Origin of the sequence: Streptomyces sp. NBC_00820 (assembly GCF_036347055.1) — a bacterium.
Classification (GTDB): domain Bacteria; phylum Actinomycetota; class Actinomycetes; order Streptomycetales; family Streptomycetaceae; genus Streptomyces.
Genome location: NZ_CP108882.1, coordinates 7,474,334 through 7,501,037, shown reverse-complemented (window position 1 = coordinate 7,501,037; position 26,704 = coordinate 7,474,334). Strand labels below are relative to the sequence as shown.

At 72.9% G+C, this 26,704-nt stretch carries 29 protein-coding genes, 2 pseudogenes and 1 riboswitch; of the genes and pseudogenes, 13 read left to right on the top strand and 18 right to left on the bottom strand.

Going from position 1 to position 26,704, the window contains the following annotated elements; genetic code table 11:
* The first annotated feature begins 78 nt into the window (after positions 1-78).
* The 3 genes from OIB37_RS33470 (at position 79) to OIB37_RS33460 (ending at position 1,616) form a co-directional block, all read left to right on the top strand.
* Positions 79-207: a hypothetical protein gene (locus tag OIB37_RS33470; protein WP_330461349.1), complete on the top strand. Its 129-nt coding sequence runs from the start codon at positions 79-81 to the stop codon at positions 205-207.
* Between the two features lie 117 nt (positions 208-324).
* Positions 325-906, top strand: coding sequence for a SigE family RNA polymerase sigma factor (locus OIB37_RS33465; RefSeq protein WP_330461348.1), 582 nt, complete (start codon positions 325-327; stop codon positions 904-906).
* Positions 903-1,616 (top strand): SecDF P1 head subdomain-containing protein, encoded by a 714-nt coding sequence (locus tag OIB37_RS33460; RefSeq protein ID WP_330461347.1) that lies wholly within the window; start codon positions 903-905, stop codon positions 1,614-1,616. The genes OIB37_RS33465 and OIB37_RS33460 overlap by 4 nt, the downstream gene beginning before the upstream one ends.
* Positions 1,617-1,649: 33 nt before the next feature.
* Here the strand turns inward: OIB37_RS33460 and OIB37_RS33455 are convergent, their stop codons facing one another.
* Positions 1,650-2,036 carry a PPOX class F420-dependent oxidoreductase gene (locus OIB37_RS33455; protein ID WP_330461346.1) on the bottom strand — a complete coding sequence of 129 codons (387 nt, stop codon included), beginning with the start codon at positions 2,034-2,036 and terminating at the stop codon, positions 1,650-1,652.
* A gap of 20 nt (positions 2,037-2,056) precedes the next feature.
* The gene (locus tag OIB37_RS33450; protein WP_330461345.1) at positions 2,057-3,235 is read right to left on the bottom strand and encodes a MalY/PatB family protein; all 1,179 of its coding nucleotides are present in this window, start codon (positions 3,233-3,235) and stop codon (positions 2,057-2,059) included.
* A gap of 319 nt (positions 3,236-3,554) precedes the next feature.
* Here OIB37_RS33450 and OIB37_RS33445 point away from each other — a divergent pair, with 319 nt between their 5' ends.
* Together OIB37_RS33445 and OIB37_RS33440 are read left to right on the top strand one after the other, a co-directional pair.
* Positions 3,555-4,385 carry an SAM-dependent methyltransferase gene (locus OIB37_RS33445; RefSeq protein WP_330461344.1) on the top strand — a complete coding sequence of 277 codons (831 nt, stop codon included), beginning with the start codon at positions 3,555-3,557 and terminating at the stop codon, positions 4,383-4,385.
* 147 nt (positions 4,386-4,532) lie between these two features.
* Positions 4,533-5,930: a S1 family peptidase gene (locus OIB37_RS33440; protein ID WP_330461343.1), complete on the top strand. Its 1,398-nt coding sequence runs from the start codon at positions 4,533-4,535 to the stop codon at positions 5,928-5,930.
* Between the two features lie 88 nt (positions 5,931-6,018).
* On the opposite strand, the gene OIB37_RS33435 is transcribed toward OIB37_RS33440, so the two are convergent.
* From OIB37_RS33435 to OIB37_RS33425, 3 genes are all read right to left on the bottom strand, one after another.
* Positions 6,019-6,177: a hypothetical protein gene (locus tag OIB37_RS33435; protein ID WP_330462105.1), complete on the bottom strand. Its 159-nt coding sequence runs from the start codon at positions 6,175-6,177 to the stop codon at positions 6,019-6,021.
* 153 nt (positions 6,178-6,330) lie between these two features.
* On the bottom strand, positions 6,331-7,026 hold the full coding sequence (locus OIB37_RS33430; RefSeq protein ID WP_330461342.1) for a L,D-transpeptidase family protein: 696 nt from the start codon (positions 7,024-7,026) through the stop codon (positions 6,331-6,333).
* Between the two features lie 76 nt (positions 7,027-7,102).
* Entirely contained in the window at positions 7,103-7,699 is a 597-nt protein-coding gene (locus tag OIB37_RS33425) for an aminotransferase class I/II-fold pyridoxal phosphate-dependent enzyme (protein WP_330461341.1), read from the bottom strand.
* A gap of 39 nt (positions 7,700-7,738) precedes the next feature.
* On the opposite strand from OIB37_RS33425, the pseudogene OIB37_RS33420 reads away from it, so the two are divergent.
* Positions 7,739-7,948: pseudogene (locus tag OIB37_RS33420) on the top strand (aspartate aminotransferase family protein); the annotation flags it as partial.
* A gap of 4 nt (positions 7,949-7,952) precedes the next feature.
* Here OIB37_RS33420 and OIB37_RS33415 read toward each other — a convergent pair.
* A complete protein-coding gene (locus OIB37_RS33415; RefSeq protein WP_330461340.1) occupies positions 7,953-8,741 on the bottom strand; it encodes an SDR family NAD(P)-dependent oxidoreductase in 789 nt (262 codons plus the stop codon).
* 50 nt (positions 8,742-8,791) lie between these two features.
* Between OIB37_RS33415 and OIB37_RS33410 the strand changes: the two genes are divergently transcribed.
* Positions 8,792-9,319: a hypothetical protein gene (locus OIB37_RS33410; RefSeq protein WP_330461339.1), complete on the top strand. Its 528-nt coding sequence runs from the start codon at positions 8,792-8,794 to the stop codon at positions 9,317-9,319.
* 1 nt (position 9,320) lies between these two features.
* On the opposite strand, the gene OIB37_RS33405 is transcribed toward OIB37_RS33410, so the two are convergent.
* The 4 genes from OIB37_RS33405 to OIB37_RS33390 form a co-directional block, all read right to left on the bottom strand.
* Positions 9,321-10,235, bottom strand: a complete 915-nt coding sequence (locus OIB37_RS33405) for an SDR family oxidoreductase (RefSeq protein WP_330461338.1) — start codon at positions 10,233-10,235, stop codon at positions 9,321-9,323.
* A gap of 131 nt (positions 10,236-10,366) precedes the next feature.
* Positions 10,367-10,996 (bottom strand): MBL fold metallo-hydrolase, encoded by a 630-nt coding sequence (locus OIB37_RS33400; protein ID WP_330461337.1) that lies wholly within the window; start codon positions 10,994-10,996, stop codon positions 10,367-10,369.
* Entirely contained in the window at positions 10,996-12,084 is a 1,089-nt protein-coding gene (locus OIB37_RS33395) for an S-(hydroxymethyl)mycothiol dehydrogenase (protein ID WP_330461336.1), read from the bottom strand. The genes OIB37_RS33400 and OIB37_RS33395 overlap by 1 nt, the downstream gene beginning before the upstream one ends.
* Positions 12,085-12,237: 153 nt before the next feature.
* Positions 12,238-12,546 (bottom strand): hypothetical protein, encoded by a 309-nt coding sequence (locus OIB37_RS33390; RefSeq protein ID WP_330461335.1) that lies wholly within the window; start codon positions 12,544-12,546, stop codon positions 12,238-12,240.
* Positions 12,547-12,717: 171 nt separating this feature from the next.
* On the opposite strand from OIB37_RS33390, the gene OIB37_RS33385 reads away from it, so the two are divergent.
* The 3 genes and pseudogenes from OIB37_RS33385 to OIB37_RS33375 all read left to right on the top strand — a co-directional run.
* The gene (locus tag OIB37_RS33385) at positions 12,718-13,086 is read left to right on the top strand and encodes a nuclear transport factor 2 family protein (RefSeq protein WP_330461334.1); all 369 of its coding nucleotides are present in this window, start codon (positions 12,718-12,720) and stop codon (positions 13,084-13,086) included.
* 372 nt (positions 13,087-13,458) lie between these two features.
* A riboswitch (ZMP/ZTP riboswitch) is annotated at positions 13,459-13,539 on the top strand.
* 33 nt (positions 13,540-13,572) lie between these two features.
* Positions 13,573-14,421: a bifunctional 5,10-methylenetetrahydrofolate dehydrogenase/5,10-methenyltetrahydrofolate cyclohydrolase gene (locus OIB37_RS33380; protein WP_330462066.1), complete on the top strand. Its 849-nt coding sequence runs from the start codon at positions 13,573-13,575 to the stop codon at positions 14,419-14,421.
* Positions 14,422-14,524: 103 nt separating this feature from the next.
* A pseudogene (locus OIB37_RS33375) lies at positions 14,525-14,665 on the top strand (glycosyltransferase); the annotation flags it as partial.
* A gap of 31 nt (positions 14,666-14,696) precedes the next feature.
* On the opposite strand, the gene OIB37_RS33370 reads toward OIB37_RS33375, so the two are convergent.
* The 3 genes from OIB37_RS33370 to OIB37_RS33360 form a co-directional block, all read right to left on the bottom strand.
* Positions 14,697-14,993 carry a hypothetical protein gene (locus OIB37_RS33370; protein ID WP_330461333.1) on the bottom strand — a complete coding sequence of 99 codons (297 nt, stop codon included), beginning with the start codon at positions 14,991-14,993 and terminating at the stop codon, positions 14,697-14,699.
* Between the two features lie 77 nt (positions 14,994-15,070).
* Positions 15,071-16,096 (bottom strand): alcohol dehydrogenase, encoded by a 1,026-nt coding sequence (locus tag OIB37_RS33365; RefSeq protein WP_330461332.1) that lies wholly within the window; start codon positions 16,094-16,096, stop codon positions 15,071-15,073.
* Between the two features lie 198 nt (positions 16,097-16,294).
* Complete coding sequence (locus OIB37_RS33360; protein ID WP_330461331.1) at positions 16,295-18,274, bottom strand: translation factor GTPase family protein; 1,980 nt, start codon at positions 18,272-18,274, stop codon at positions 16,295-16,297.
* A gap of 180 nt (positions 18,275-18,454) precedes the next feature.
* On the opposite strand from OIB37_RS33360, the gene OIB37_RS33355 reads away from it, so the two are divergent.
* Entirely contained in the window at positions 18,455-19,699 is a 1,245-nt protein-coding gene (locus tag OIB37_RS33355; RefSeq protein ID WP_330461330.1) for an XdhC/CoxI family protein, read from the top strand.
* A 47-nt stretch (positions 19,700-19,746) separates the two neighbouring features.
* On the opposite strand, the gene OIB37_RS33350 is transcribed toward OIB37_RS33355, so the two are convergent.
* Positions 19,747-20,340: a GNAT family N-acetyltransferase gene (locus OIB37_RS33350; protein WP_330461329.1), complete on the bottom strand. Its 594-nt coding sequence runs from the start codon at positions 20,338-20,340 to the stop codon at positions 19,747-19,749.
* A 23-nt stretch (positions 20,341-20,363) separates the two neighbouring features.
* Positions 20,364-20,864, bottom strand: a complete 501-nt coding sequence (locus OIB37_RS33345) for a metallophosphoesterase family protein (protein WP_330461328.1) — start codon at positions 20,862-20,864, stop codon at positions 20,364-20,366.
* A gap of 202 nt (positions 20,865-21,066) precedes the next feature.
* Between OIB37_RS33345 and OIB37_RS33340 the strand changes: the two genes are divergently transcribed.
* Both OIB37_RS33340 and OIB37_RS33335 read left to right on the top strand, forming a co-directional pair.
* Positions 21,067-21,504, top strand: coding sequence for a MarR family winged helix-turn-helix transcriptional regulator (locus OIB37_RS33340; RefSeq protein WP_330461327.1), 438 nt, complete (start codon positions 21,067-21,069; stop codon positions 21,502-21,504).
* A gap of 285 nt (positions 21,505-21,789) precedes the next feature.
* Positions 21,790-22,374 carry a hydrolase gene (locus OIB37_RS33335; RefSeq protein ID WP_330461326.1) on the top strand — a complete coding sequence of 195 codons (585 nt, stop codon included), beginning with the start codon at positions 21,790-21,792 and terminating at the stop codon, positions 22,372-22,374.
* An 81-nt stretch (positions 22,375-22,455) separates the two neighbouring features.
* Here the strand turns inward: OIB37_RS33335 and rfbB are convergent, their stop codons facing one another.
* From rfbB to OIB37_RS33320, 3 genes are all read right to left on the bottom strand, one after another.
* Entirely contained in the window at positions 22,456-23,442 is a 987-nt protein-coding gene (gene rfbB, locus OIB37_RS33330) for a dTDP-glucose 4,6-dehydratase (protein ID WP_330461325.1), read from the bottom strand.
* 161 nt (positions 23,443-23,603) lie between these two features.
* Positions 23,604-23,915: a hypothetical protein gene (locus tag OIB37_RS33325; protein ID WP_330461324.1), complete on the bottom strand. Its 312-nt coding sequence runs from the start codon at positions 23,913-23,915 to the stop codon at positions 23,604-23,606.
* 119 nt (positions 23,916-24,034) lie between these two features.
* Positions 24,035-26,518, bottom strand: coding sequence for a SpoIIE family protein phosphatase (locus OIB37_RS33320; protein WP_330461323.1), 2,484 nt, complete (start codon positions 26,516-26,518; stop codon positions 24,035-24,037).
* Positions 26,519-26,704: the final 186 nt, after the last annotated feature.

Below are 26,704 nucleotides of genomic sequence, written 5' to 3'. Positions count from 1 at the left end.
CTGGCCGCGGGCCTGACGCACCTGACGTACGAGGCCGGGCTGGAGGGCCGGCGCGCCCGGCGGAGCTCCCTGTGGCGGGTGCGCGACGAGGAGTCGGGCCGGCGGATGTACCACCACCGGGCCAGTGCGGTGCCGGTCGCGGCCGAACAGCCCGGCCTCGGCGTGAAGTCGGCCGCACGGCTCGGCTCGCGCGGCAGGGCCGCGTGAACCGCCACGGCGCTCCGCGCGAGGAGCCCGACAGGCTCGGGGCCGAGAAAGTCTGACCGGCAAGGCAGTCGAACCCTCTTCCGTACCCGTCTTTACGGGGGAAAGAGGGAGGGCACATTGAACGCCGACGAGGAACGCCAGTTCCGCGAGTTCGTGGCGGCGCGGTCGAGATCGCTGCTGCACACGGCCTACCTGCTGACCGGGGACTGGGAACAGGGCCGCGATCTGCTCCAGACCGCGCTCGCCTCCACCGCTCGGCGTTGGTCGCGGCTGCGCGACCGGCAGCAGCCGGAGATCTATGTGCGCCGGGCGATCTACCACGCCCAGGTGGACCGCTTCCGACTGCTCAGCTGGGGACGGGAGACGGTCACCGACACCCTGCCCGACCATCGGTCCACGCAGGTCGCCGACTTGGCCGACACCGTGGTCCAGCGGCAGGACATCATGGCCGCGCTGCGACGGCTGCCCAAGCGCCAGCGCGCGGTGATCGTGCTGCGCTACTTCGAGGACCGGCCGGACACCGAGATCGCCGCGATTCTGGGCGTCGCCCAGGGGACGGTCCGCAGCCAGACCCACAAGGCCCTCGCCTCCCTCCGCGCCACGTTGGCCGAGGCAGGGCCGTCGGCCGACCCCTCCTCCACCGCCGCCGCCTCCTCCACCGCCTCCTCCACCGCCTCCGGAAGGAGCGTCGTCGTATGAACGACTCGACCGAACACCCGCTGCACGAAACGTTGCTCCGCGATGCCTTGCACGCCCATGTCCAGGACAGCGGTGGCAAGTCCGCCGGTCGCCATCTGGTCGGCCTGGCCGACGGCGCGCTGGAGGCCGCCCGGCGGCGGCAGCGCCTGGCCCGCGCCGGGGTCGGCGTAGCCGTCGCCGCTGTGGTCGCCACCGCCTGGGTCACCGTCGCGGACGGCGCGACCGGGCACGCGCACGTGGTTCGGCCGGCCGCAGGGGTCACGGGGAACACCGGGAAGGCGGCCCTGTCCATCCTGCCGGTCACCTCGTCCAGGGAGCGCACCTGCACCCATGGCAGCGGCGGTTACACCGTCCACGCGAGCGCGACCCACCAGGCGTTCTGCATCCACGCCGACCGGGCCAGGGGCATGACGGACGTCCATGTCGCCTCCGCGAAGGCGGCCAGGAGCAGCACCGACGGCACCTGGCGCGTCGACGTGACCCTCGACTCCGCCGACCGGAGCCGTTTCGCCGCCCTCACCGGCTCCATCGCCGCGGCCCCGTCCCCGCGCAACGAGTTCGCGATCGTCATCGACGGCAAGCTCCGGGGCAACCCCCTGGTGACCTCCTCGATCACCGGCGGCCGTCTCGAGATCGCCGGGCCCTTCGTCGGTGACCTCACCAGCGCCACCGCCCATGACCTCGCCCGCCGGCTGGACACCGGCAGCTGACCCGCATACGCGGTGCACCCGGCGCCCCGCACCTCACGGGTTCATCGTCACCGTGATCCCCACCGTGCCGTCCAGGCCGCGTCGCAGCCTGCTGCCGAGCAGGGTGAGGCGGCCGACGATGCCGTACTTGCGGGCGATGAGGCCCCGGTAGCGTGCGGTGGTGGCCGCGTCGGCGATCTCGGCGGTGGCGGGGGCCTGGTCGCCGGTGGGGTTGCCGCGAAGGTCACAGGGGCCGGCCAGGACGTCGGCGCGGCGGCGGATCCGCTTCACCTTCCAGCTGTCGGCGGCCGTCCACACACCGAGGGTGTCGCCGTCCGGCACCACCCACACCGGAGTGGAGACGGGCGTGCCGTCCTTGCGAAAGCTGGTGACCAGCAGGTACTTGCCGGCGCCGAGCCGGGCAACGAGCGTCTCGTCCATGTGCGCAGTCTAGGAGGACGTCAGGCCACGGCCGCCGCCATACGCCGTACCGCTTCGGCCAGGATCTCCGGTGAGGTCCCCAGGTTGAGGCGCGCGTGCCCGGCGCCGCCGGTGCCGAAGGGGATTCCGGAGCTGAGGGCGACCCGGCCGCGGTCGAGGAAGACCTGTGCGGGGTCGTCGCCGAGGCCGAGGGCACGGCAGTCGAGCCAGGCGAGGTAGGTGCCCTGGCCGGGGTGGACGCGGACGGCCGGCAGGTGCTCGGCGAGCAGGGCGGTGAGCAGGCGCCGGTTGGCGTCGAGGCCGGGGAGCAGCGCGTCCAGCCAGTCGGTGGCGTCGTTCAGGGCGGCGGTGTGGGCGAGGACGCCGAGGTGGCTGGGGCCGTGGCTGACCTCCTCGGGCATCCGGTCGAGGTCGGCGGCGGCACCGGGGGCGGCGAGGGCGAGCGCGGCCTTGAGTCCGGGCAGGTTCCAGCCCTTGGAGGCGGACATCAGCGACAGGCCGCGCTGGGCGCCGGGCACGCTCAGATACGGCACGAAGGTGACGTCCGGGGAGACCAGCGGGGCGTGGACCTCGTCGGCGACCACACGGACGCCGTACCGCTCGGCGAGGTCGGCGACGGCGGCCAGTTCGGCGGCGATGTGCACGGTGCCGGTGGGGTTGTGCGGGCTGCACAGCAGGAACGCGGCGCGGTCACCGCCGGCGGTCGTGGCGCGGAACGCGTCCTCCAGCACGCCGAGGTCGATGCGCAGTCCGGCCCCGAGCGGGGCCTCCACCACGCGCCGGTCCATGTGCGTGACGAACTGGTAGAACGGCGGGTACACGGGCGAGTTGACGATCACCGGGTCGCCCGGTCCGGTGACCAGCTTCAGCATCTCGACCACGCCGAGCATGACGTCCGGCACGAGCGCGGTGCGCTCGACGGCGATGCCGTCCCAGTCCCAGCGCTTGGCGGCGAAGCCGGCCAGCGCCTCGGCGTAGGCGGTGCCCGCCGGGTAGCCCGTGTCGCCGAGCGCGAGCGCGTCGGTGACGGCGCGGACGACCGGTTCGGCGATCGGCACGTCCATCTCGGCCACCCACAGGGGCAGCACGTCCTCGGGATAGGTGCGCCATTTCATGCTCGTACGACGGCGCAGCCGATCGAGGCCGAGCGCGCGCAGCGGGTCGGGGGCGCCGGATGCGTCGTGCGGGATGCGGGTCATGGGGCTCAAGATAGGCGCCCGTGGCGTGCCCGGGAACGGGGCGGGCCCGGTGGGCGTGGCGCGGGCGGCGGCCTCTTGGCCCACGGCCGGGAGGCCCGTCCGCGGACACTCCCCAGCCTCCCCCCGGCCTTTCCCCGGCCTCTCACCGGTCTCTCCCTGGCCCATCCGCTCTCCATCCGCGCCCGATCCGGCGCGTCGCACCCGGCGCTTCCCGTCTCGGGGCGACGGAATACCGCGGACCAGCGGCGGAGATCAACTCGGGCGTCTAGATTGCCGGATGAACGGTGTACCTCTCACCCGGTATCCAGGAGCTGACCACGTGACCGACAACCCGGCCACCACCAACGACGTCGCCTCGTCGCTGCGCGCCCGCATCAACACCAGCCAGCCGCACACCGCCCGGATCTGGAACTACTGGCTCGGTGGCAAGGACAACTACGAGGTCGACCGCGCGGCCGGTGACCAGATCCGCCAACTGCACCCGGGCATCGGCGAGTACGCGCGCGCCGACCGCCTGTTCCTCGGCCGGGCCGTCCGTCATCTGGTCGGCGAGGTGGGCATCCGGCAGTTCCTGGACATCGGCACCGGGCTGCCGACCGCCGACAACACGCACGAGGTGGCCCAGCGCGTCGCGCCGGACACCCGGATCGTGTACGTCGACAACGACCCGCTCGTCCTCGCGCACGCCCGCGCCCTGCTCACCAGCACGCCCGAGGGACGTACCGACTATCTGGACGAGGACCTGCGCAACGTCGACGCGATCTTCGAACACGCCGCGAAGACACTGGACTTCAGCGAGCCGGTGGCGCTGATGCTGCTCGGCGTGACCATCTTCATCGGTGACGAGGAGGACCCGTACGGCCTGGTGCGGCAGTTGACGGACCGGCTGCCGTCCGGCAGCCATCTGGTGCTGTCCCACACCATCACCAGCCCGTCGATGCCGGACGTGGACGAGGCGGTCAAGTTCTGGAACGAGCACGGCACTCCGAAGCTGACCCAGCGCACGCCCGAGGACGTGACCCGGTTCTTCGAAGGCCTGGAGCTGCTGGAGCCGGGCGTGGTGTCCTGCTCGCGCTGGCGCCCGGAGCACACCAACGGGGCCGAGCCGGAGGAGGTCGCGATGTTCGGCGGGGTCGCGCGCAAGAACTGACGCCGCCGGACACCTCGGCCTGGTGAACGCCCCGGGCGCCGGTGAACACCCTGGGCCCGGGGCACGTACTCAAGGCCGGGCGCTCGACGACCGGAGGGCCCCGCGGTGCCGGACGGGCATCGCGCGTTCGGGGTTCGGGAGCCATGCATGAGGCACGCACGACGACGGGTCGTCCGGCGGGTGACACGGCTGGCGGCGGTCGGCGGAGTTCTTCTGGGGGGTGCGATGGTCGCCCAGGCGGCCATGGCGAGCGAGCCTCCCGCCACGTCGGCCGCCGCCGCCGGGACGACCGCCGCCGGTTCGGCCGGCAAGGCCGGTGACGCGGGTGCCGCGCTGGCCGCGAGGCTGGGCACGACACGGACCGCGGGCAGTTGGATCGGCGCCGACGGACGCCCGGTCGTCGCGGTGACCGACGCGGCTGCCGCGCGGGAGGTGCGCGGCGCCGGGGCCGTGCCGAAGGTCGTACGGCACAGCATGGACGAGCTGAAGTCGGCCACCGCCACGCTGGGTTCGGCGCCGCGCGTGGCGGGCACGGCGTGGATGGTGGACTACCGGACCAACCAGGTCGTGGTGCAGGCGGACCGCACGGTGTCGGCCGGCGACTGGTCGCGCCTGTCCCAAGTCGCTTCGGGCATCGGTGGTTTCGTGCACATGGAGCGCACCAAGGGTGCCTTCACCACCCGGCTGAACGGGGCGCTGCCCTTGCTGTCCACCGGCGGCCGCTGCTCGGCGGGCTTCAACGTCAGTGACGGACAGCGGGACTTCATCCTCACCGCGGGCCACTGCGGTCCGTCCGGATCCATCTGGTTCGCCGACAGCCAGGGCGACCAGAAGCTGGGCAGCACGGTCCGCAGCACCTTCCCCGGCAACGACTTCTCCCTCGTCCAGTACGACTCCGGCTCGGCCGGCGAGGGCGCCGACGTGGTCTCGATCGGCGGCGGCAAGGGCGTCAGGATCACCGGGGTGGCCGATCCGTCGGTGGGGCAGCGGGTGTTCCGCAGCGGCAGCACCAGCGGGCTGCACGACGGCCAGGTGACCGCGCTGAACGCGACCGTGAACTACCCCGAGGGCGCGGTCACCGGGCTCATCCAGACCAATGTGTGCGCCGAGCCGGGCGACAGCGGCGGCCCGCTCTTCTCCGAGGGCGTCGCGCTCGGTGTCACCTCGGGCGGCAACGGCGACTGCAAGACGGGCGGAACGACGTTCTTCCAGCCGGTGACCAAGGCGCTGGCGGCGCTGAACGTGCGCCTGCTGGTCTCCGCGGCGAACGCCGCCGGCACCCAGAGCGCCTCCCCGGCGCCCTCGGCCACGGCCGCCGGCCAGGGCGCGATGACGCCGAACGCGGCCTCTCCCGGCTCCTCGGCGCCGGTCACGGGCACGACCGAGGGCCAGACCCTGCTGGCACGGCTCACTGACGCCCGGGCCATCGGCCCCGGGCTGCTGGTCATCGCGGGCAGCCTGATCCTCCTGGTCGCGACCCGGTTCATCCGGGCGGAGCAGGATCGCCGGGCCTACCGGCGGTACTACTCGGCGACCTGGGGCTGAGCGGGGGCATCGCGGGCGGGGCCGACGAAAGGTGGCTCCAAGGTCGTCCGGGAGGCCGCGACAGCGGTCGCCCGGGACCACCCCGGTGCTACTCGGGGGCCGCCTCGGCCCACTCCAACACGAGGCGCTGGTACTCCGCGCGCTGCTCCGTGGTCAGTGTCCCGCCCGACCGGAGCCACAGGGCCCGGATCTCCTCGTTGACCTCCGCGGCCGATCGCTCGGAGGCGGCTTCAACAGTGGTGGACATGCTGTGAAGCATATGCCGACCGGGGTGAAGGCGTTGTGAGTAAGTACCCCTGATCCGGACATTTCGGACCGTGTCGCTCATCACGTCAATGGGGTCCGCGGGCGCGGCAGTTCAGCTCCGCGCCCGCCGGCCCGCCGTCCGTCGGCCATGCGCTCAGGTGCCCGGCTTGCGGCCGTAGACGAAGACGTCGTCACCCTTCTTCAGCAGCGACCAGTACGCCTTGGCCTCCTTCGGGGTCATGTTGACGCAGCCGTGGGAGCCCGGCGGGTTCCACATGCTGAGGTTCACCGAGTGGAAGGCCTGGCCGCCGTCGAAGAACTGGCTGTACGGCATCGGCACGTTGTAGATGCTCGAGACGTGGTCGATGTCCCGCCAGTAGATCTTCTTCAGCCCGGTGCGCGTCTCGTAGCCGTTCCGTCCGGTGCGCACCGGCACGGGCCCGTGCACGAGCCTGCGGCCGTCCTGGATCCAGCTCAGCTGGAGCGTGAGGTTCACGCAGGCGATGCGGCCCTTGTTCACCGGGCACTTGCCGTCCTTGTTGGGGTTCTTCCCGACGGCCTTCTGCTTGTTCATGAGGTCCATCACGCCCCAGGTGACGGAGCCCGCGTAGCCGATGGCGGGCGTGATGCCGTGCTTGTTCTGGAAAGACCGTATGGCGTTGCAGTCGGCGGTGGACTGCTTGCCGTCGACCGGACGGCCCAGGAACTTCTCCACCTGCTTCTGGTACGGCCCCGCCTGCGTGGTGCAGCTCGCGGCCTGGGCCGGTGCCGCGCCGAGCGCGAGCGTGAGCGGCGCCACCAGCCCGGCGACACCGAGCGCGACGACGCCTCGTCGACGTATGTCCCCCATGTCTCCCTCTTCCCCTTCTCCCCTTTTGCCCAGATCCTCCCGGGCGCCCGTGCGCGGTATGCGCTACTTCCGCCTACTAGACCTGTTCACGCCCCCGGCAGTTGTCGTTCCGGCCGGGTTGTGACGAAACGGTGAACTTCGCCGCCTCCCCCAGCAGCCCCACCGCCCGTGTCAGCACGTCGCACGTCGCCGTGAACGGCAGCCGCAGGTGGTGGGTGAGGGTGGTGCGGTCGGCGGCGAAGTACGGGCCCGGGGTGACCGCGAGGCCGAGGGCGGCGGCGTGCGCCGCGAGGGCGGTGGCGTCGATGCCGTCGGGCAGGCGCGACCAGAGGGTCAGTCCGCCGTCCGGGACGGTGCACGTCCATCCGGCCCCGGTCAGCAGCGCCGCGAGGTGGTCGCGCTGGGCGCGCAGGCGGTCGCGGCGGTCGGCGAGGAGGTCCGGGAGGGGTGCCCCGAGGAGTTCGGTGGCGACCAGCTGCTCCAGCGGGGGCGGGGAGAGCTGGGCCTGGAGGGGGTTGCGGCACAGTTCTCGTACGAGGTCCGCGCCCGCCCTGATCCAGCCGACCCGGAGGCCGCTCCACAGGGTCTTGCTCGCGGAGCCGATCTGGATCACCCGGGCTCCGGCGAGGTGGGGTTCGGTGCCGGGCGGTGTTCTGAGGTCCAGGTCGCGCATCGTCTCGTCGGCGAGGACGGTCAGCCCGTGCCGGCCGGCGACGTCGTCTGCTTCACGCTCGCCGGGGAGAGTCCGTCCGTGGAGCGGGTCGACGCGCTGGCGCGGGCGGTCGCCGAGTCCGGCGAGGCGTTCCTCACGCCGACGGTGTACGGCGGGGTGCCGGCGCTGCGCGCGGCGTTCAGCAACTGGCGTACGACGGCTGACGATACGCGGCGCGTGCTGGAAGCGCTGAAGGCGCACACGTCCTGACGGTTCAGGCTTGGCGGAGCGCGGCGTGGAAACCGGTGTGCACGGCGGTGAGTCCGCCGTCGACCACGAGCGTGGTCCCGGTGATCCAGGCGGCGTCACGGGAGGCGAGGAAGGCCACGGCGGCCGCGATGTCCTGCGGTTCACCGACCCGACCGAGCGGGTACAGCGCGCGGACGGCCTCGACTTCGCCGTCGCGCCCCTCCCAGGCCGAGGTGCGGACGGTACCCGGAGCGACGAGGTTGACCCGGACGCCGCGGGCGGCCGCGTGCCCGGCGAGGGTCCTGGTGAGGGAGCCGAGGCCTGCCTTGGCGGCACTGTAGGCGTGATTGCCGTAGTCCTGGAGTCCGTTGACCGAGCCGATGCTGACGATGGCACCGCGTCCGCGGGCGGCGAGGTGCGGCAGGGCGGCGCGGCAGCAGCGGTAGGTGCCGGTGAGGGTGATGTCGAGGTCACGGGCCCAGGCCTCGTCGGGGTCGTCCTCGAAGAGCGGCACGTCCGGGGTGCAGTGGGCGGCGCAGTTGACCAGCACGTCGAGCGAGCCGAAGGCCGTCACGGCGTGCGCGACGGCCGCCTCGACGGATGCCCGGTCGGCGACGTCGCACGCCAACGCCTCGACGGTGAGGCCCTGTTGCCGCAGGGCGGCGGCCGTGCGGTCCGCCTCGGGGGCGTCCTGGTCGGTGACGAGGACCCGCGCCCCCTCTTCCGCGAGCCGCCGGGCGACGGCGGCGCCGATGCCGCGGGCCGCGCCCGTGACGAGAACTCCGTGGCCTGCGAAGCGTTCGAGTCCGGTCATGGCAGTGACCGTACGGCCCGGACGATCAACGCGACAGACAGCGTGCGCACATGTCCGCGTTCCTGCAGCAACTTCCGGCCCTCATCGGTGTCGTGATCGGCGCGCTCGGTTCGTATCTGGCCGTGGTCCGGGGCGATCAGGTCCGCTTCCGGCGCGAGCAGGCGGCGCGTTGGGAGGAGCGGCGGCTCAGGGTGTACGCCGACTACGCGCGCACGCTGAAGCAGTCGGTCACGCTGACGTACCGGACGGCCGCCCACTTCGGCAATGACCCGCCTCCGCACCCGCTGCCGCCCGCGGAGGCGGATCCTCTGCTGGCCGAGGCGGCCGTCGCCAGGGATCCGTCCGTGGAGACCCTGTTGCTGCTGGGCAGCCAGGCGGTCGTGGAGAAGGCCCGCGAATGGGTCGTCGTGGTCATGGACATGGAACGGTTCGTGCGGGAGGAGCGGCGCGAACCCGCGCCCTGGCAGGCCCTGTTGGAGCGGCAGCGCGCCGGCCGCGCGAGCTACTACGCGGCCGTGCGGGAGGATCTCGCGCTGCCGCCCGGTCACTCGGCGCGCCGGCCGCTGCCGCGGCTGTGAGTCACCGGTAGCCGGTCACGTCGGCCGGCTTGCCCGTGTCCTGCACCTCGGTCAGGTACCGCCAGGCGTCGGGCCGGCTGCCGTCGAGGTCGGTGAAGCCGTACACCTGGGAGAGTCCGGCGCTGGACAGGGACTGCCCGTTGAAGCGGGCCACGCCGGGGTCGGCGGCGAGAGCGGCGACGGCGCGGCCGACGAAGCGCGGGGACTCGGAGATGGCGAAGTGCGGGACCTGGTCGAGGGCGTCGCGCCAGTTGTCCTCGCGGACGCCGAAGGTGTCGAGCATGATCTCGGAGCGCAGCCAGCCGGGGGTCAGCGCGACCGCGGTCGCGCCGCGCGGGCCGAGTTCGTGGCCGAGCGCGAAGGCCATGCGCAGCACGGACGCCTTGGCCAGGTCGTAGAAGAGGTTCACGCGGTAGGTGTCGCGGTTGTAGTCGGCGGTGCCGTCGGTGACCTCCACCACCAGGCCGCCGGGCCGGCGCAGCAGGAGCGGCAGTGCGAAGTGGCTGGTGACGGCGTGCGTCTCGACGGCGAGCCGGAGCAGCCGGAGCCCGTTGTCGAGGTCGTGCTCCCACACGGGCGCGTCCCACTCGAAGAGCTTCTCGCCGCCCCAGATGTCGTTGACGAGGACGTCCAGGCGATCCTGCTCCTCCGCGATGCGGTCCACGAGGGCCCGTACGGCGGGCTTGTCCAGATGGTCGACGGGCACCGCGATGCCGTGGCCGCCGGCCTGGGTGACGAGGTCGGCGGTGTCCTCGATGGTCTCCGGACGGTCGTACTCGGAGCGGTGGGCGCGGGTGCTGCGGCCGGTCACGTAGACGGTGGCGCCGGCCGCGCCGAGTTCCACGGCGATGCCCCGTCCGGCACCCCGGGTCCCTCCGGCGACCAGCGCCACCTTGCCCTGCAGCGGTCCTGACATGTCCGGCCTCCTGTGCGGTACGACTCCTGTCGCGGACCACTCTCACGGGAAAGCCGGACATCTCCTGTCGCCTTTTCGCCGGCTTCTGTGCCGGTCTTCTTGTGCCGGACTTCTCGTGCCGGTCTTCCGGGTCAGTGCCCCCGGTCGATCCATTCCTGCAGGTGGGGAGCCTCGGCGCCGATGGTCGTGGAGTCGCCGTGGCCGGTGAGCACCTTGGTCTCCGGGGGGAGGTCGAGGAGCCGGTCGCGGACGGAGTCGATGATCGTCGGGAAGTGCGAGTACGACCGTCCTGTGGCGCCCGGGCCGCCCTGGAAGAGGGTGTCGCCGGTGAAGACGACGCCGAGCCCGGGGTCGTACAGGCAGACCGCGCCGGGCGCGTGCCCGGGGGTGTGCAGGACGGTCAGGTCGGCGCCGGCGGCCTCGAGGACCAGGCCGTCGACGAGATGGGCGTCGGGGTCGCGGTCGGGGTGGGTCTGCTTCCACAGCGGCAGGTCGTCGGGGTGGAGCCAGATGGTGGCGCCGGTGAGGTCGGCGAGGGCGGGGGCCGCGTCGATGTGGTCGTTGTGGGCGTGGGTGCACACGATCGCGGTGACCCGGCGGTCGCCCACGGCGCGAAGGATGGCCTCGGCGTCGTGGGCGGCGTCGATGACGATCACCTCGTGGTCGTCGCCGACGATCCACACGTTGTTGTCGACGTCCCAGGTACCGCCGTCGAGGGTGAACTGGCCGGAGGTGACGAGGCGTTCGATGCGCGCGGTCATCACAGCACCACCACCGAACGGAGCACGTCGCCCTGCCGCATCCGCTCGAACGCCGCCTCGACCTCGTTGATGTCGATGGTCTCGGAGACGAACGCGTCGAGCGGCAGGCGGCCCTGCAGGTGCAGGTCGATGAGCATGGGGAAGTCCCGCGAGGGCAGACAGTCGCCGTACCAGGAGGACTTGAGGGCGCCGCCGCGTCCGAACACGTCCAGCAGCGGCAGTTCGAGCTTCATCTCGGGGGTGGGGACGCCGACGAGGACGACGGTGCCGGCCAGGTCGCGGGCGTAGAAGGCCTGCTTGTACGTCTCGGGGCGGCCGACCGCGTCGATCACCACGTCGGCGCCGAAGCCGCCGGTCAGCTCGCGGATCGCCTCGACCGGGTCGGTCTCACGGGAGTTGACGGTGTGGGTGGCGCCCAGGGCGCGCGCCTTCTCCAGCTTCCGGTCGTCGATGTCGACAGCGATGATCTTCGCGGCGCCGGCGAGGTTCGCCCCCGCGATGGCCGCGTCCCCGACACCGCCGCAGCCGATGACGGCGACGGAGTCGCCGCGGCCCACGTTGCCGGTGTTGATCGCCGCGCCGAGGCCGGCCATCACACCGCAGCCAAGCAGGCCGGCCACGGCCGGGGAGACGGCCGGGTCCACCTTCGTGCACTGTCCGGCCGCGACGAGCGTCTTCTCGGCGAACGCCCCGATCCCGAGGGCCGGGGTGAGTTCCTGCCCGGTGGAGGCGAGGGTCATCTTCTGCTTCGCATTGTGGGTGTTGAAGCAGTACCAGGGGCGGCCCCGCAGACAGGCACGGCAGTTGCCGCACACCGCACGCCAGTTGAGGACGACGAAGTCACCCGGCGCCACATCGGTGACGCCCTCGCCGACCGACTCCACGACACCGGCCGCCTCATGGCCGAGCAGGAAGGGGAACTCGTCGGTGATTCCCCCCTCTTTGTAGTGCAGGTCGGTGTGACAGACACCGCAGGCCTGGATCTGCACGACGGCTTCCCCGGGCCCGGGATCCGGGATCACGATCGTCTCGACCCGTACCGGCTCGTCCTTCCCCGGTGCGACAACGCCGCGTACTTCCTGCGCCATGACCTGGCCCCTCTGCGTAGAAGAATCACCTGCGGTGCCGACCCTACGCGCGCCGGACGGGTCGCGGCACGGACACGTCGACGGCAGTGGATCTTTCCGGCAGCGCCGAGGGCCGCCCCCGGGCGGGGACGGCCCTCGGGTCCGCGTGCCGGGTCAGGCCTCGACCGCGGGGAGCAGACCGGTCACGGGCGCGGCGAGGTCGGTGAGCTGGTGCAGCTCGTTGAGCCGGTTCAGTCCGCTGCCGAGGTCGTTCAGCGAACGCATCTGGTCGGTGACGCGCGGGACCTCGGCGCGGTGTTCGGCGGGGATGTCGCTGACGGCCAGCGTGTCCAGCGTGGTCATCGGGTTGATCTGCTGGGGGTTCGTGGTGCCCGCGTCGGCCGCGTTCGCCAGCGGTGCGGCGAGGCCCGTGACGCCGACGGCCAGACCGACGGCGGCGACGATACGTCGTGTTGAGATCATGTCTTCAGCAACGGCGGCGCCCCCCGGCCGGACACGGGCGCCGGGCCGCGCTCACTCGTGAGGCGGAGGGTGGCGCCTGCGCTTGCCGTGACCGCCGGGGCGGAGGAGCCTCGAAGGTGGGGCCCGTGCAATCCGCTCCCCCAGGGCCGCGGGCGCCCGAAGGAGGTCATCATGGGCACCGCGACAGGCTCCACCTTCGACATCGAGACACTGCGCAGGGGCATCGAAGGGGACACCGGCAACAACCTGCTGTCCCTCTACGCGGACGACGCCGAGATCCGCATCATCGACCACAACGCCCAGCCGAGCCATCCCAAGATCGTGCGCGGCCGGGGCGAGATAGCCGAGATGCTCGACGAGGTCTACAGCCGCGACATGACCCACCACCTGGAAGAGTGCGTCATCGAGGGCACCCACGCCGCGTTCACCGAGTCCTGCGAGTACGCGGACGGCACCAAGGTCCTCTCCGAGTCGATGATCACGCTGCGCGACGGCAAGATCGGCGAGCAGATCCTGATCCAGGCATGGGACGAGGGCTAGGCAGGCGGGCCACGAGGGTCCAGGTCACCTCCCGGCTGACCTGGACCTTCTCGGCCAGGACCTCGCTCGGGCGGGGCGGTACGCCGTACTCTCCGCAGCCGGGGCCGCCGTCCGCGCAGGTCCTGCGGGCCTCGGCCGCGCTCCTCCGCTCACTCGTGCGCGCGGCACGCGCGCACCCTCCGCTGCCGGGCGCCTCGCGACGGAGGCGCTCCAGGCTGCGGTGAGGGGGTACCAGCCCCGGCGAACGCACCCATGCGGTGGGGAGGAGTGGGGCGGGCGGTGGGCGCGCCCGCCGGCCACCCTCCCCGTACCCGCCCGAAAGGCCGTTCCCCGTACGCACTCGCAGTGCCGTCCCCGTCCTCGGTTACGCTGTACGCGGGCCGTGACTGGCGCTGAGGTGGAGTACCACCGGGGAGCGGTCCGTGGTTGATGCCGCGCGCCTGGGCGATGAACGTCGACCAGCTCAGGAGCGCGCAGATGACCCAGGTGACCCAGGCCCGTCTCATGGACGGCACCGCCGCCGCCCGTCGCATCGTCGAGGAGACGGCGGCGAAGGCCGCGGATCTCACCGCGAGGACGGGCGTCGCGCCCTGTCTGGCGACGGTGCTGGTCGGTGAGGACCCGGCGTCCGTCACCTACGTCCGGATGAAGCAGAACCGCTGCCGGAAGGCCGGCATCGAGTCCCGTCACGTTGCCCTGCCCGCCACCACTACCACCGCCGAACTCGTCGGCACCCTGCGGAAGTTGTCGGCCGATCCGGCCGTGCACGGCATCCTGCTCCAGCATCCGGTGGGCGACCACGTCGACGAGCGGGCCGCGTTCGAGGCGATCGCCCCGGAGAAGGACGTCGACGGCGTCACGTTCGCGTCGTTCGCCACCATGAGCTTCGGCCTGCCGGGCTTCGTGTCCTGCACGCCCGGCGGCATCCTGCGCCTGCTGGACGAGTACGGCGTCGACCCGGCCGGGAAGCGCGCCGTGGTGGTGGGCCGCAGCGCGATCCTCGGCAAGCCGGTGGGCATGCTGCTGCTGGCCCGCGACGCGACCGTGACGTACTGCCACTCGCGCACCCGTGACCTGTCGGCGGCCGTGCGCGAGGCGGACATCGTGGTGGCCGCCGTGGGCAGGCCGCGCCTCATCCGCGGGCAGGACATCAAGCCGGGCGCCGTCGTGATCGACGCCGGCTACAACGCGGGCAACGTCGGCGACGTCGACTTCGACTCGGCCGTGGAGCGGGCCTCGTTGATCACTCCGGTGCCGGGCGGTGTCGGCCCGATGACGATCGCCACGCTGCTGGAGCAGACCGTCGACGCGGCCGCCCGGCAGCTCGGGGTGTGACCGGCGCCCACGGGTGCGCTCGCGGGCGCGGACCGGCGTGAAGTCGGTGCCGGGGCCGGTTCGTTGGGCCCCGGCGAGCCTCTTCGCCGCCATACTTGCCGTCATGCGGGTTGCGATCATGACGGCGGGGTCACGCGGCGATGTGGCCCCCTATACCGGACTGGGGCACCGGCTCGGCCGTGCCGGGCACGACGTCACCCTGGTCACGCACGGCTGCTTCGAGCCTCTGGTGGCCGGCTCGGGGTCGGGGCAACTCCCAGGTCCGGCTGAGGTGTTCAGCCCCGGAAGAAGTCGGGACCGTCAGGGGTGTCGGCCATGGTCCACGCGAACGCCGCCGGAGTGACGTCGTCGCGAGGCCCGAACTCGCGGATGATCCGCGCCCCCTCGGTCCCCGGCAGACGTCCCGCGACCCGCGTGAACAGCGCCTCCGGCCGCATACCGAGCATCGTGGCCACGACGTGGTGCAGGCAGACGTCCACCATGAGCTCGCGCGGACCCTCCTCGTCCTCGAAGCCCAGGCCCGCCCCCAGAAGTGCCTTCTCCAGCAGGGCCGGGGACCGCTCCCGGAGCACGAACGAGACCGCCCTGATGCCGTAGCGTGCCAGCGCGATGCGGTCCTTCCTGGTCAGGGAGACGAACAGGCCCCGGCTCAGCTCATGGTGAGCACCATCCGGAAGCGGGCGTTTCCGGAGAGCATCTTCTGGTAGGCGGGCCCGACCTGGTCCAGGGGCACGGTCTCGGTCATGGGGCGGATACCGTGCAGGGCGCTGAACTCCATGGTGTCCTGCACCTCCTGCGCGGTGCCGGACGGATGACCGGTGACCTCGCGGCCGGCCAGGATCAGCTGGGCCGGGGCGATCTTCATCGGTTCGGGGGTCACGCCGATCACCACGAGCTGCCCTCGGGGGGCCAGGCCGTCCACCGCGCCCGACATGGCCTCGGCGTTGCCGGCCGTGGCCAGGACGACCTTCGCGCCGCCGAGGGCCTGCAGCGCCTCGGCGACGGAAGTGCCGGAGGTGCTGTCGATGTAGTGATGGGCGCCGAGCTTCTTGGCGAAGTCGGCCTTCTCGGGACCGCGCGCGATCGCGACGGTCTCGAAGCCCATCGCGGCCGCGTACTGCACCCCGAGGTGCCCGAGGCCGCCGATACCGAGCACGGCGACCAGGTCCCCGGCCCGCGCGACGCTGCGGCGCAGTCCGTTGAACGTGGTCACACCCGCGCAGGCCATGGGCCCGGCATCACTCGCCGACAGCCCTTCGGGGATCCTGGCAAGCGCGTCCTGCGGGACGATCACCTTCTCCGCGAAGCCGCCGTCGTAGGCCCAGCCCGGCACCTTCAGCCGCACGCACACGACGAAGTCGCCGTCCCGGCAGGGCGTGCAGTAGCCGCAGCTGCCGCCGAACCAGCCGACCGCCACCCGGTCGCCGACCTGCCAGCCCCGGTCCTCCACCCCCTCGCCCAGCTCCTCGACACGCCCGGCGATCTCGTGCCCGGCCACCTCCGGGAACGTCACGCCCGGCAGCGCCCCGTCCACGAAGAAGGCGTCGCTGTGGCAGATCCCGCACGCCTCCACGGCGATCCTGACCTGGCCGTGACCCGGCCGCGGCACCTCCCGCTCGACCAGCTCGAACGTGCCGCCGGGGGCGGTCACCTGCGCGACTCGATAGGTACTCATGCGTCTCTCCGGAGAACAGGGACGGGTAGGGAACACCCCCGATCCAGCAGACCAGCTCCGGCACTCTCGCGCGCGTCGAGCGGCGGCGGCGACCACGGCGTCGAACGGGCTTTCGGGCGCGGGCCCGGTCGGCGCGCAGCGCGGCCCGGCAGTGTGGGGCGGCCCGGGAGTGCGGGGCACACTCCCGGACCCGGCGGCTCAGTCCCCGACCCTGCGCGTCACATTGAGCAGGTACTCCTTCCGGTTCAGCGGGTTGTGGTCCGTGCGCGGTCGCTCGGGGACCGGGCCCCGGGTGACCGGCGCGTAGTGGTCGAAGGCGGTCTCCACCTCGCCCTCGCCCCGGGTCGGTCCGGGCAGCCGCTGCCCCAGTTCGTGGACGCGGGCGGCGGGGACGACGCCCTCCAGCACACAGGCGCGCCCGTGCGTGCCGGTGGTCTCCGGCACCGCGCCCAGCCGGGCCAGCACGGGCAGCAGCGCGCCCAGCGTGTCGGCGGGGGCCCGGAGGGAGAAGCGGTGCATCGGCTCGTGCACCAGGGTGCCCGCCCGGCGCAGCGCCTCGACGAGGACCAGCGGGGTCAGGCTACGGAAGTCGTACCCCGTGCTGGACATGCTCTTGTCGAAGCCCTGGTGGGCGTGGCTCTGCCGGGGTGAGTAGCCCGAGTGGGTCATGGTGACCGCGCAGCCGGTGACCTCCCAGCCGTGCAGCCCTTGGCCGAGGGTCGCGCGGACGGTCTCCTCGACGGCCTTGAAGAAGGCGTACGGCATGGAGCCCAGCTCCACCTCCAGACGGAACTCCACGCCCGAGCCGGGCGGGGCGGGGTCGACGCGCAGGCCGACGGTGGCGAGGAAGGGATTGAGGTCCTTCTTGTCGAACTCCACCGCCTGCCCGCTGCCGACCGGTCGCTCGACGCACAGCGTGGTGGTCTCCCGGAAGGTGACGCCGAGACCGTACTCGTCGGCGAGGGTGGCCTGCACGACCTCCTTCTGCACCTCGCCGTACAGGGAGACGGAGGTCTCCCCGCGCAGCTCGTCGCGGCGGACGCCGATGAGGGGGTCCTGCTCGGCGAGCTGGGTGAGCGCGAGGTGCAGCGAGCGCCGGTCGGTGCCGGGGCCGGGGACGACGACGCTCTCCAGGGTGGGCGGCGCGAAGTGGTGCTCGTACGCCCGTCCCGGCACGCCGATCGGGTCACCGATCCGGATGCCGCCGAGGCCCCACACCTTGGCGATGCGGCCCGCGGTCACGCTGTCCCGCCGGGTGTCGGTGCCCTGGTCGAACACGGCGAGCGCGGTGATCCGGCCCTCCTCCCGGCCGTCCCCGAAGGGAACGCGGTCCCGCACCCGCAGGGTTCCGGCGAAGACGCGCGCGTAGGCGACCTTCTCCCCGGCAGGACCCCGCTCGACCTTGAACACCGTGCCGGAGAGCGATGCGTCGGGGTCGCCGTCGGCGGTGGGCAGCAGCCGTTCGATGCCGTCGATCAGTTCGGTGACGCCGGCTCCCGTGAGGGCGGAGCCGAAGTACACGGGATGGACCTGGGCCGCGCGGGTCTGCCGGGTCAGAGCGGCGCGCAGCCGCCGGGCGGACAGGCCACCGCGGTCCACGTAGTCCGTGAGCAGGGCGTCGTCGTGGCCGGTGAGGACGTCCAGCGCGGCCGGTCCGAGCCCGGGGACGAAACGGGCGCCGCGGGTGCCGAGGGCGGTGGCCGCCCCCATCGGCACGAGGGGTACGGCGAGCCGGTCGGCGATCTCGCGGAGCACCTCCTCCTCGCGGGCGCCACGCCGGTCGATCTTGTTGACGAAGACCAGCGTGGGGATGCGCAGCCGGCGCAGGGTGCGCATCAGCACCCGGGTCTGCGCCTGGACGCCCTCCACGGCCGAGACGACCAGCACGGCGCCGTCCAGCACGCCGAGCACCCGCTCCACCTCGGCGATGAAGTCGGGGTGACCGGGGGTGTCGATGAGGTTGACGGTGACCGAGTCGAGCGGGAACGACACGACCGCCGACTTGATGGTGATGCCGCGCTGCCGCTCCAGCGCGAGGGTGTCCGTGACGGTGCTGCCGTCGTCGACGCTGCCGATCTCGTCGGTTACTCCGGCCGTGTGCAGCAGCCGTTCGGTGAGACTGGTCTTACCCGCGTCGACGTGCGCGAGGATGCCCAGGTTGAGGTTGGTCAGGTGCACGTTGCGTCATGTCCTCGAGTGAGTGGGTGGTTCCTTCCTGGGGGGACATGAACGGTGTGCGCATGATCGCTCCTGGTTTCTCCGGGGACCCGACCGGTGCAGTGGAGCAGAACGGCGCGGGCCGTGCCAACGGATTAACGTTCAACGAGGTGCCCCGACAGGCGAGCCGAGGAGCGGACGATGCGTGAGATTCTCGCCGTGCTGGACCGCTGGTACGCCGCTCATGTCCCGTTCGGGCTCGCCACGGTCGTCGCCGTCAGCCGCAGCGCGCCGCTCGGACCGGGTGCGGCGATGGCCGTCGGCCCGGAGGGCCAGGTCGTCGGGAGCGTGTCCGGGGGCTGCGTCGAGGGCGCGGTGTTCGCGCTGGCCGAGGAGGTCGTCGCGAGCGGTGAGGCCCGGCTGGAGACATACGGCTACAGCGACGAGGACGCCTTCGCGGTCGGACTGCCCTGCGGTGGCGAGATCACCGTACTGGTGCGGCCCGTCACACCGGCGAGCGATCCCGCGTTCGGGGCGGTCGCCGCGTCCGTCGCGGCCGGCGATCCGGTCACCGTGGCCACCGTGGTGGACGGTCCGGCTCCGCGCGGGGCGACCCTGGCCGTGTGGCACGGTACGGCCTCCGGCGGGCTGGGCACGCCGGGCCTGGACGCGGCGGTGGCCGCCGACGCGCGCGGCGGACTGGCCCTCGGCGCGACCGGCCTCGGGCGTTACGGGCCGCACGGCGAACGGCGTGAAGGCGAGCAACGCGAAGGCCGGCAGCGTGAAGGCCGGCAGCGTGAACGTGAGCGGCGCGAAGGCCAGCGGCATGAACGTGAGCGGCCCGAAACCGAGCGGCGCGAAGACCTGGGGAACCAAGAGCTGGGGAACCAAGACCTGGGGGACGACGTCACCGTCTTCCTGCAGTCCTTCGCCCCGCCGCCGCGCATGCTGGTGTTCGGCGCGATCGACCACGCGGCGGCCCTCGCCCGTATGGGTGAGTTCCTCGGCTACCGGGTGACGGTGTGCGACGCCCGCCCGGTGTTCGCCGCGCCCCACCGGTTCCCGGAGGGCGTCGAGGTCGTCGCGGACTGGCCGCACCGCTATCTGCGCGGCACGTACACCGACGAGCGGACGGTGATCTGCGTCCTCACCCACGACGCCAAGTTCGACGTGCCCGTGCTGCGGGAGGCGGTGCGCCGCCCGGCGGCCTACATCGGCGTGATGGGCAGCCGCCGCACCCACGAGGAGCGGCTCCGCCGGCTCACCGAGTCCGGCGTGACCGCCGCGGAACTGACCCGCCTGCGCGCCCCGCTCGGCCTGGACCTCGGCGCCCGTACCCCGGAGGAGGTGGCCGTGTCGGTGGCCGGCGAGATCATCGCGCTGCGGTGGGGCGGGAGCGGAGAGCCGTTGAGCATGGTGCGAGGGCCCATTCATCCACGGCGGTGAACCCGGCGCGTGGCGGCGGTACGGCCTGTCCGGTCAGGCCTGCCCGGTCAGGCCTCCCCGCCCACCAGCGCGTGCAGGTGCTCGTCGTGCCAGCCGTCGGCGTGCAGCAGCGAGGACCGCATGGTGCCCTCCAAGGCGTAGCCGAGCTTCTCGGCGACGTGGCAGGAAGCCGTGTTGGTGACCGCGTGGCACAGCCGCAGCCGGTGCAGGCCCAGGTCGTCCAGGGCCCATCGGCCGATCCGCCGGGTCGCCTCGACGACGATGCCGCCGCCGCGCGCCTCGGGCAGCACCCAGTACATGATCTCGGCGTTGCCCTCCGCAAGTTTGACGGAGTGCAGTCCCGTGAGCCCGAGGGGCGGCCCACCGGGCCGGGCGATCGCCCATACGGCGCCGGTCTCCGCACGCCACCGCTCGTGCATGCGCGCGATCCGGGCGCGGGCCTCGTCACGGCTGCCGACGGAGAAGAGGTTCCACTGCCGGATCGCCGGGTCCTGGCCGCCGGCGAGCAGCGCGTCGGCGTCGGCGTCGCCGGTCCGCCACGGCCGCAGTTCCAGTCCCCCCGGCAGGTCGAGCACGGGCTGGTCGACGTCGGCCATGGCGCCGGCGGGTACGACGTCGGGTATCCGGTCGTCAGAGATCATCGCCGTATCGTGCCACAGGCCCATTACCGCTGGGGCAGGCATTTCAGGGCGACCTCGGTGAGCGCCCCGTCGGCGAGGGTCGCCGTCAGGTAGGTGCAGTACGGCCGGCGTCGGCGGTCGGTCGGGGAGCCGGGGTTCAGCAGCCGCAGGCCGCCGGGGGCGACGGTGTCCCAGGGGATGTGGCTGTGACCGAAGACCAGCACGTCCAGGTCGGGGAATCGGGCCGCGCAGCGCGCCTCGCGGCCCTGGGCGGGGCCGGTCTCGTGCACCACGCCGAAGCGCAGGCCGTCCAGTTCGGCGTAGGCCACCTCGGGGAGCCGGGCGCGCAGCTCGGGTCCGTCGTTGTTGCCGTACACGCCGATCAGGCGGCGGCTACGGCTCTGCAGCAGGTCGAGGGTGGCGGTGTCGACCCAGTCACCGGCGTGGAACACGACGTCCGCGCGCGGGAGTTCGGCGAGCAGCGGGTCCGGGAGCCGCTTGGCACGCTTCGGGAGATGAGTGTCGGACAGCAGGAGCAGACGCACACGACCAGCGTAGGGAAGCAGGGGGCCGGTCGGCGGGCGGCACGGAATGGCGCGCGTGGGCGGCGCGGGTCACAGACCTCAGGCGGGCGAAGCGGGGGCAGCCGGATGGAAGCACGGGCGGATGGACGTACGGCGGATATCGTCAGCCAACATTAAACAGTCTGGACTGGACAGTTTCGCCTGACGGTTCTACGCTCACGGCATGGCTGACATCTCTGACTCCGCCGCGCTCGCCGCGCGCGACCTGCGCGTGGTGTTCAGCCGGCTGCGACGCCGTATCCGCGAGGTCGCCCAGGACGCGGATCTGACGCCGTCGCAGGAGTCGGCGCTCTCCCTGGTCGGCAAGCACGGCGCGGCCACGGCCAGTGCCCTGGCCGCCGCGGAGGGCGTACGGCCGCAGTCGATGGCGGCCACGCTGGCCGCACTCGACCAGCACGGCCTGATCCGCCGCGCCCCGGACCCGGACGACGGCCGCCGCCAGCTGGTCACGCTCACCGACGCGGGCCGCGCCCGCGTCGAGGGCAACAGACAGCTGCGCGAGGAGTGGCTGGCGCGCGCCTTCCAGGACCGCTTCACCGAGGAGGAGCGGCGGTCGGTGCTCACGGCGCTGGAGCTGATGGAACGGCTCGCTCGGCCGTGACACCGGGGCTCACCGGACATCCCGGGCGGACCGCCCGCCCCTCCCCCGCCGGATTGCTCCGCCCCCTGATCACGCCGACGGCTCCGGGGCCGTAGCGGATCCCCAAGTACCCCGGCGCGCCGGGCGCGTTCGCCGCCACCGCGGCGTTCCCTCCCCCGCCGCGCCGACCGGCCGGGCCGCAACGCCCGGCCGTATTCCCGCTCGTCGGCTCCCCCCTGCCGCCGGCGACGCCCCTCCCGGACCGTTCACTCGGCCGGCTCACCCCCCGAAAGGCCTGATCGACCCATGTCTGTCAGCACCCTCGACCCCCGTACCGCCCTCGTCGTGATCGACCTTCAGCACGGCATCGTGGGCATGCCCACCCAGCCGTACACGGGCCCGGAGGTGGTGTCCCGCAGCGCTGAACTCGCCGACGCCTTCCGGGCCCAGGGCCTGCCCGTGGTCCTGGTCCGTGTCTCCTTCGCCGCCGACGGCGCCGACGCCATGCCCGGCCGCACCGAGCGCCAGGCCCGCGGGCTCTCCTTCCCGGAGGGCTGGGACGTCATCGTCGACGAGCTGTCCGGCCACCCCGGCGACATCCACGTCACCAAGCACAACTGGAGTGCCTTCTTCGGCACCGACCTGGACGTCCAGCTGCGCCGCCGCGGCATCACCCAGATCGTGCTGACCGGCATCGCCACCAGCATCGGCGTCGAGTCCACCGCCCGTGACGGTTACGCCCACGGCTACCACGTCACCCTCGCCACGGACGCCATGGCCGACGCCGACGCGGAGGCGCACCGCAACAGCGTCGAGCGGGTCTTCCCGCGGCTCGGTGAGTCCGGTACGACGGCGGAGATCCTGGAGCTCCTGGCCAAGACCCACGCCTGACGGACCGGCCCGGTCCCTCTCGCGCGGGGGACCGGGCGCGGCCCGCCGACCGCCCCACCACCGCCTCACCACGTCACCGCCTCACCGCCTCACCGCCTCAGCCGTCGCTCCGCGGCCAGGACCCCACCCGCTCTCGCGGCCGTCCCGGTACCAGGCCACCGTCTCGGCCAGCCCGGTCGCGAAGTCACGACGCGGCCGGTAGCCGAGTTCGTCACGGGCCTTGTCCCAGTCCACCGAGTAACGCAGGTCGTGGCCCTTGCGGTCGGCGACGTACTCGACCCGGTCCCAGCCGGCGCCGCATGCCTCCAGGAGCAGTCCGGTGAGTTCCCTGTTGCTCAACTCGGTGCCGCCGCCGATGTTGTAGACCTCGCCGGGGCGCCCCTTTGTGCGGACAAGGTCGATGCCCCGGCAGTGGTCCTCGACGTGCAGCCAGTCTCGGAGGTTGCGCCCGTCGCCGTACAGGGGGACCTTCAGGCCGTCGAGGAGGCGGGTGACGAAGAGCGGGATCACCTTCTCGGGGAACTGGCGCGGGCCGTAGTTGTTGGAGCAGCGGGTGATGCGGACGTCCAGGCCGTGGGTGCGGTGGCAGGCGAGGACGAGCAGGTCCGCGGCGGCCTTGGAGGCGGCGTACGGCGAACTGGGCGCGGGCGGGTGCGTCTCCCGGCAGGAGCCGGACGCGACGGAGCCGTAGACCTCGTCGGTGGAGATGTGCACGAACGGCCCGACACCGTGCCGCACCGCAGCGTCCAGCAGAGTCTGTGTGCCGGCCACGTTGGTCAGAACGAAGGCACCGGCCCCCTCGATCGACCGGTCCACGTGCGACTCGGCGGCGAAGTGCACCACCTGGTCGGCGTCCGCCATCAGCTTGTCGACCAGGCCGGCGTCGCCTATGTCGCCGTGCACGAAGTCCAGCCGGGGATGGCCGAGGGGGAGGTTGGCGAGCGTGCCGGCGTAGGTGAGCTTGTCCAGCACGGTGACGCGCGGGGCGTCGGGGCCGGTGTCGGCCAGCAGCGTGCCGACGTAGGTGGAGCCGATGAAGCCGGCGGCGCCGGTGACGAGGAGGTGCATACGGGCATCTGTACCTTGCCCGGCACCAGGCCCGCGCCGCGGGTCCGTTCGCCTCCGCCCGCACGGGGGTCGGCATCGCCCCGGCCTTCAGGTTGCCGCCCCCACCCCGCCCGCACCACCCGCCCCTTCGGCCTTCAGCCCTCCTCCCCCGCCTGCCCCACCTACCCCTCCCGGCCTTCCCAGCCCTCCCGGCCTTCCTGCCCCTCCTGTGCCTGTGCCGCCGCCCGCTCCACCTCCGCCTCGATCTCGGCCCTGGGCTGGCCCGTGTCCCGGGCGTAGTCGCTCACCGCGGTCTGGACGTCGCGGGCCAGGTCACGCCAGGCGCGCAGGGCCGTCTCGTACTGGTCCGACTGAGCGCCCGTCATCCCCCGCTCCGCCGGGGGCCCGTAGGCCTCCCGCAGGTCCGCGACGGTGGCGTGGGCCGCGTCGGCCGCGCGCTGTTTCTGCACCAGTTCATCGAAGGTGTGTGCCACACCGCCCGACCCTAGGCACGGTCCGCGAGCGGGCCGCTCCGACCTGCCGTCGCCGGCGCCGACCGCTACCCGTGTGGCGGGTCGCCGCACCGCACCCGGGCACCGTCGGGGTGCGCCCCTCAGGCGTCCGGCACCAGGTCCGCCCACACCTGTTTGCCGCCGCTGACCGGGACCGTCCCCCAGGTCGCCGACACCGCCTCCACCAGGAGGATGCCGCGCCCGCCGGTGGCCTCCCAGCCGATGTTGGTCGGCTTGACGGGACTGCGTGGCGAGGCGTCGGCGACGGCGAGCCGGAGGCGGGCGCCGACCCGGCTGAGTTCGAGACGAACCTGACCCTCCGTGTGCACGAGGGCGTTGGTGACCAGTTCGGAGACGATCAGGAGGGCCGCGTCCAGGGTGTCGGGGGACGCGCCCCACACGCGAAGGGTGCGCTTGGTGAAGCGGCGGGCGTGCCGGACGGCTTCCGGCACCCGCCACACGGTCCAGCTCTCGCGCAGCGGGCGTACGGCCATGCCGTCGTAGCGGGTCAGCAGCAGTGCGACGTCGTCGCCGCGGTGGGCCCCGGTGAGCAGGGCGTCGGCGACGAGGCCGAGATGGCCGGGGTCGGCGGCGGCGAGGCCGCGGGCGAGCCGGTCCATGCCCTCGTCCATGTCGGTGTCGGCGGACTCCACCAGGCCGTCGGTGGTGAGCGCGAGGACCGTGCCGGGCTGGAGCCGGAGCGGGGTCATCGGGAACTCGGCCTGGGCGAGCACGCCCAGCGGCGGTCCCCCCTCGGCCTGGACGATCTCGGCGGAGCCGTCCGGGTGCCGCAGCACGGGCTGGAGGTGGCCGGCGCGTACGCACAGGGCGGTGCCCTGCTCCATGTCGACGTCGACGTAGCAGCAGGTGGCGAAGAGGTCGGTCTCCATGTCCAGCAGCAGCCGGTTGGCGTGCGCGACGACGACGTCCGGGGTGTGGCCCTCGGCGGCGTAGGCGCGCAGGGCGGTGCGCATCTGGCCCATGAGGGTGGCGGCGCCCGCGTTGTGGCCCTGGACGTCGCCGATGACGAGGGCGACGTGGTTGTCGGCCAGCGGGATGACGTCGTACCAGTCGCCGCCGACTTCCAGGCCGGCGGTCGTGGGCAGGTAGCGGGCCACGGCGACCGCGCCGGGCAGCCGGGGCAGACGGCGCGGCAGAAGCGTCCGCTGGAGCATGCCGACGAGTTCGTGTTCGGCGTCGAAGGCGTGGGCGCGCACCAGGGCCTGGCCGGTCAGGCCGGCGCAGGCGGTGAGCAGGGCGCGTTCGTCGGGGCCGAACTCGTGCGGCTGGTCCCAGCCGATCAGGCAGGCGCCGGCCATCCGGCCGCCGGCGGGCAGCGGCAGGACGGCGAGGCCGCCGGGGCCGACGTCGGCGAGGGCGGGCTCCAGCGGGGAGCCGGCGGGCCAGATGCGGGCGCGTCCCTCGCGCAGGGCGGCGGCGAGGGTGGGCATCGCGCGTACCGGCGCGTCGGGCCACTCGGTGCGCCACTCGGTGCGCCACAGGTCGGGCCAGGATTCGGGTTCGGGCGGGTCGAGGACGGTGACGACGAGCCGTTCGTTCTCCAGTTCGGCCAGGGCGATGCGGTCGGCCCGCAGGGGTTTGCGCAGGGCGGCGACGACGGCGTTGCCGACGTCCTTGACGGTACCCGCCATCGCGAGGGCGGCGGCCAGGCGCTGGACGCGGGCCACGTCGGTGACGTCGGAGCGCAGGGTGGAGGCGTCGGCGACGGTGCCGGCCATCCGGACCGGGCGGCCCTCCCCGCCGGGCAGCAGCCGGCCGCGCAGCCGGAGCCACTTGGGCGGCCCGGCGGGCTGGAGGACGCGGAACTCGAGCTCGCGGTCGCCGAGTGACATGTGGTCGGCCTCGACCACCGACATCAGGGCCGGCAGGTCCTCGGGAACGGTGAGGCCGAGCAGGGTCTCCACCTTGCCGTCGAAGTCCTCGGGGTCGATGCCGAACAGGCGCAGGATCTCCTCGCCGACCTCGACCCGGCCGGTGTCCATGGCCAGGCTGAAGGCGTCGGCGGGCAGGCCGCCCGGGCCGGCGGCCGGATCGGAAACCGGGCCGGCGGCCGGGGTGTTCGGGAAGGGGACGGCGAGCGCTTGGGTGATCAGTTCCAGGCAGGCCCGGTCGTCGGCGCCGAAGCCGCCGGGGTGCTCGCTGACGGCGAGGAAGCAGCCGTCATGGGGCGGGCCGAGGGGCAGGGCGGCCAGGGAGAAGTCCGGGGACGGCGTCCGCCGCGACTCGGGGCAGTCGGCCAGTTCCTGCGGGCCGAGCCATACGGGCCGGCCGGTGCGGTGCGCCTCGGCGGCCGGTGAACCGCCCTTGACCGGATAGCCGTCCCGCAGGCCGTAGAGCGTGCGCGGCAGGCCGGCCGACTCGGCCAGGCGGAGCACCGACGGATCGTCACCCGGCGCGTACACCCCGGCGAAAGCGGCCCCGGCGAGCACGAGGGCCTGTTCGAGGACGCGGCGGAGCCGGTCGGGAGAGGGCGGTGAGGCGCTCAGCGTGTCGAGGGCATGTCCGGCACGCTCTGTTCTCGTCGCTCTGCGTACCGCAGCACCCTCGCTCGCCACGAACGCCATTAGAGCGCTTATCAGCCTTCCGCGCAGCCCCTGTGAACGCATTGTGTCGGCTTTGGCCATACCGCTCGAAACGACCCGAACACATCTTTACATGTGCGTTCCGCATGACGACCTCATGACAGCCGCTACTGTCCGCGTTCGGCCGACTCCTGCGAGTGTCTATCCCGGTCGCCCGATGGAACCGGG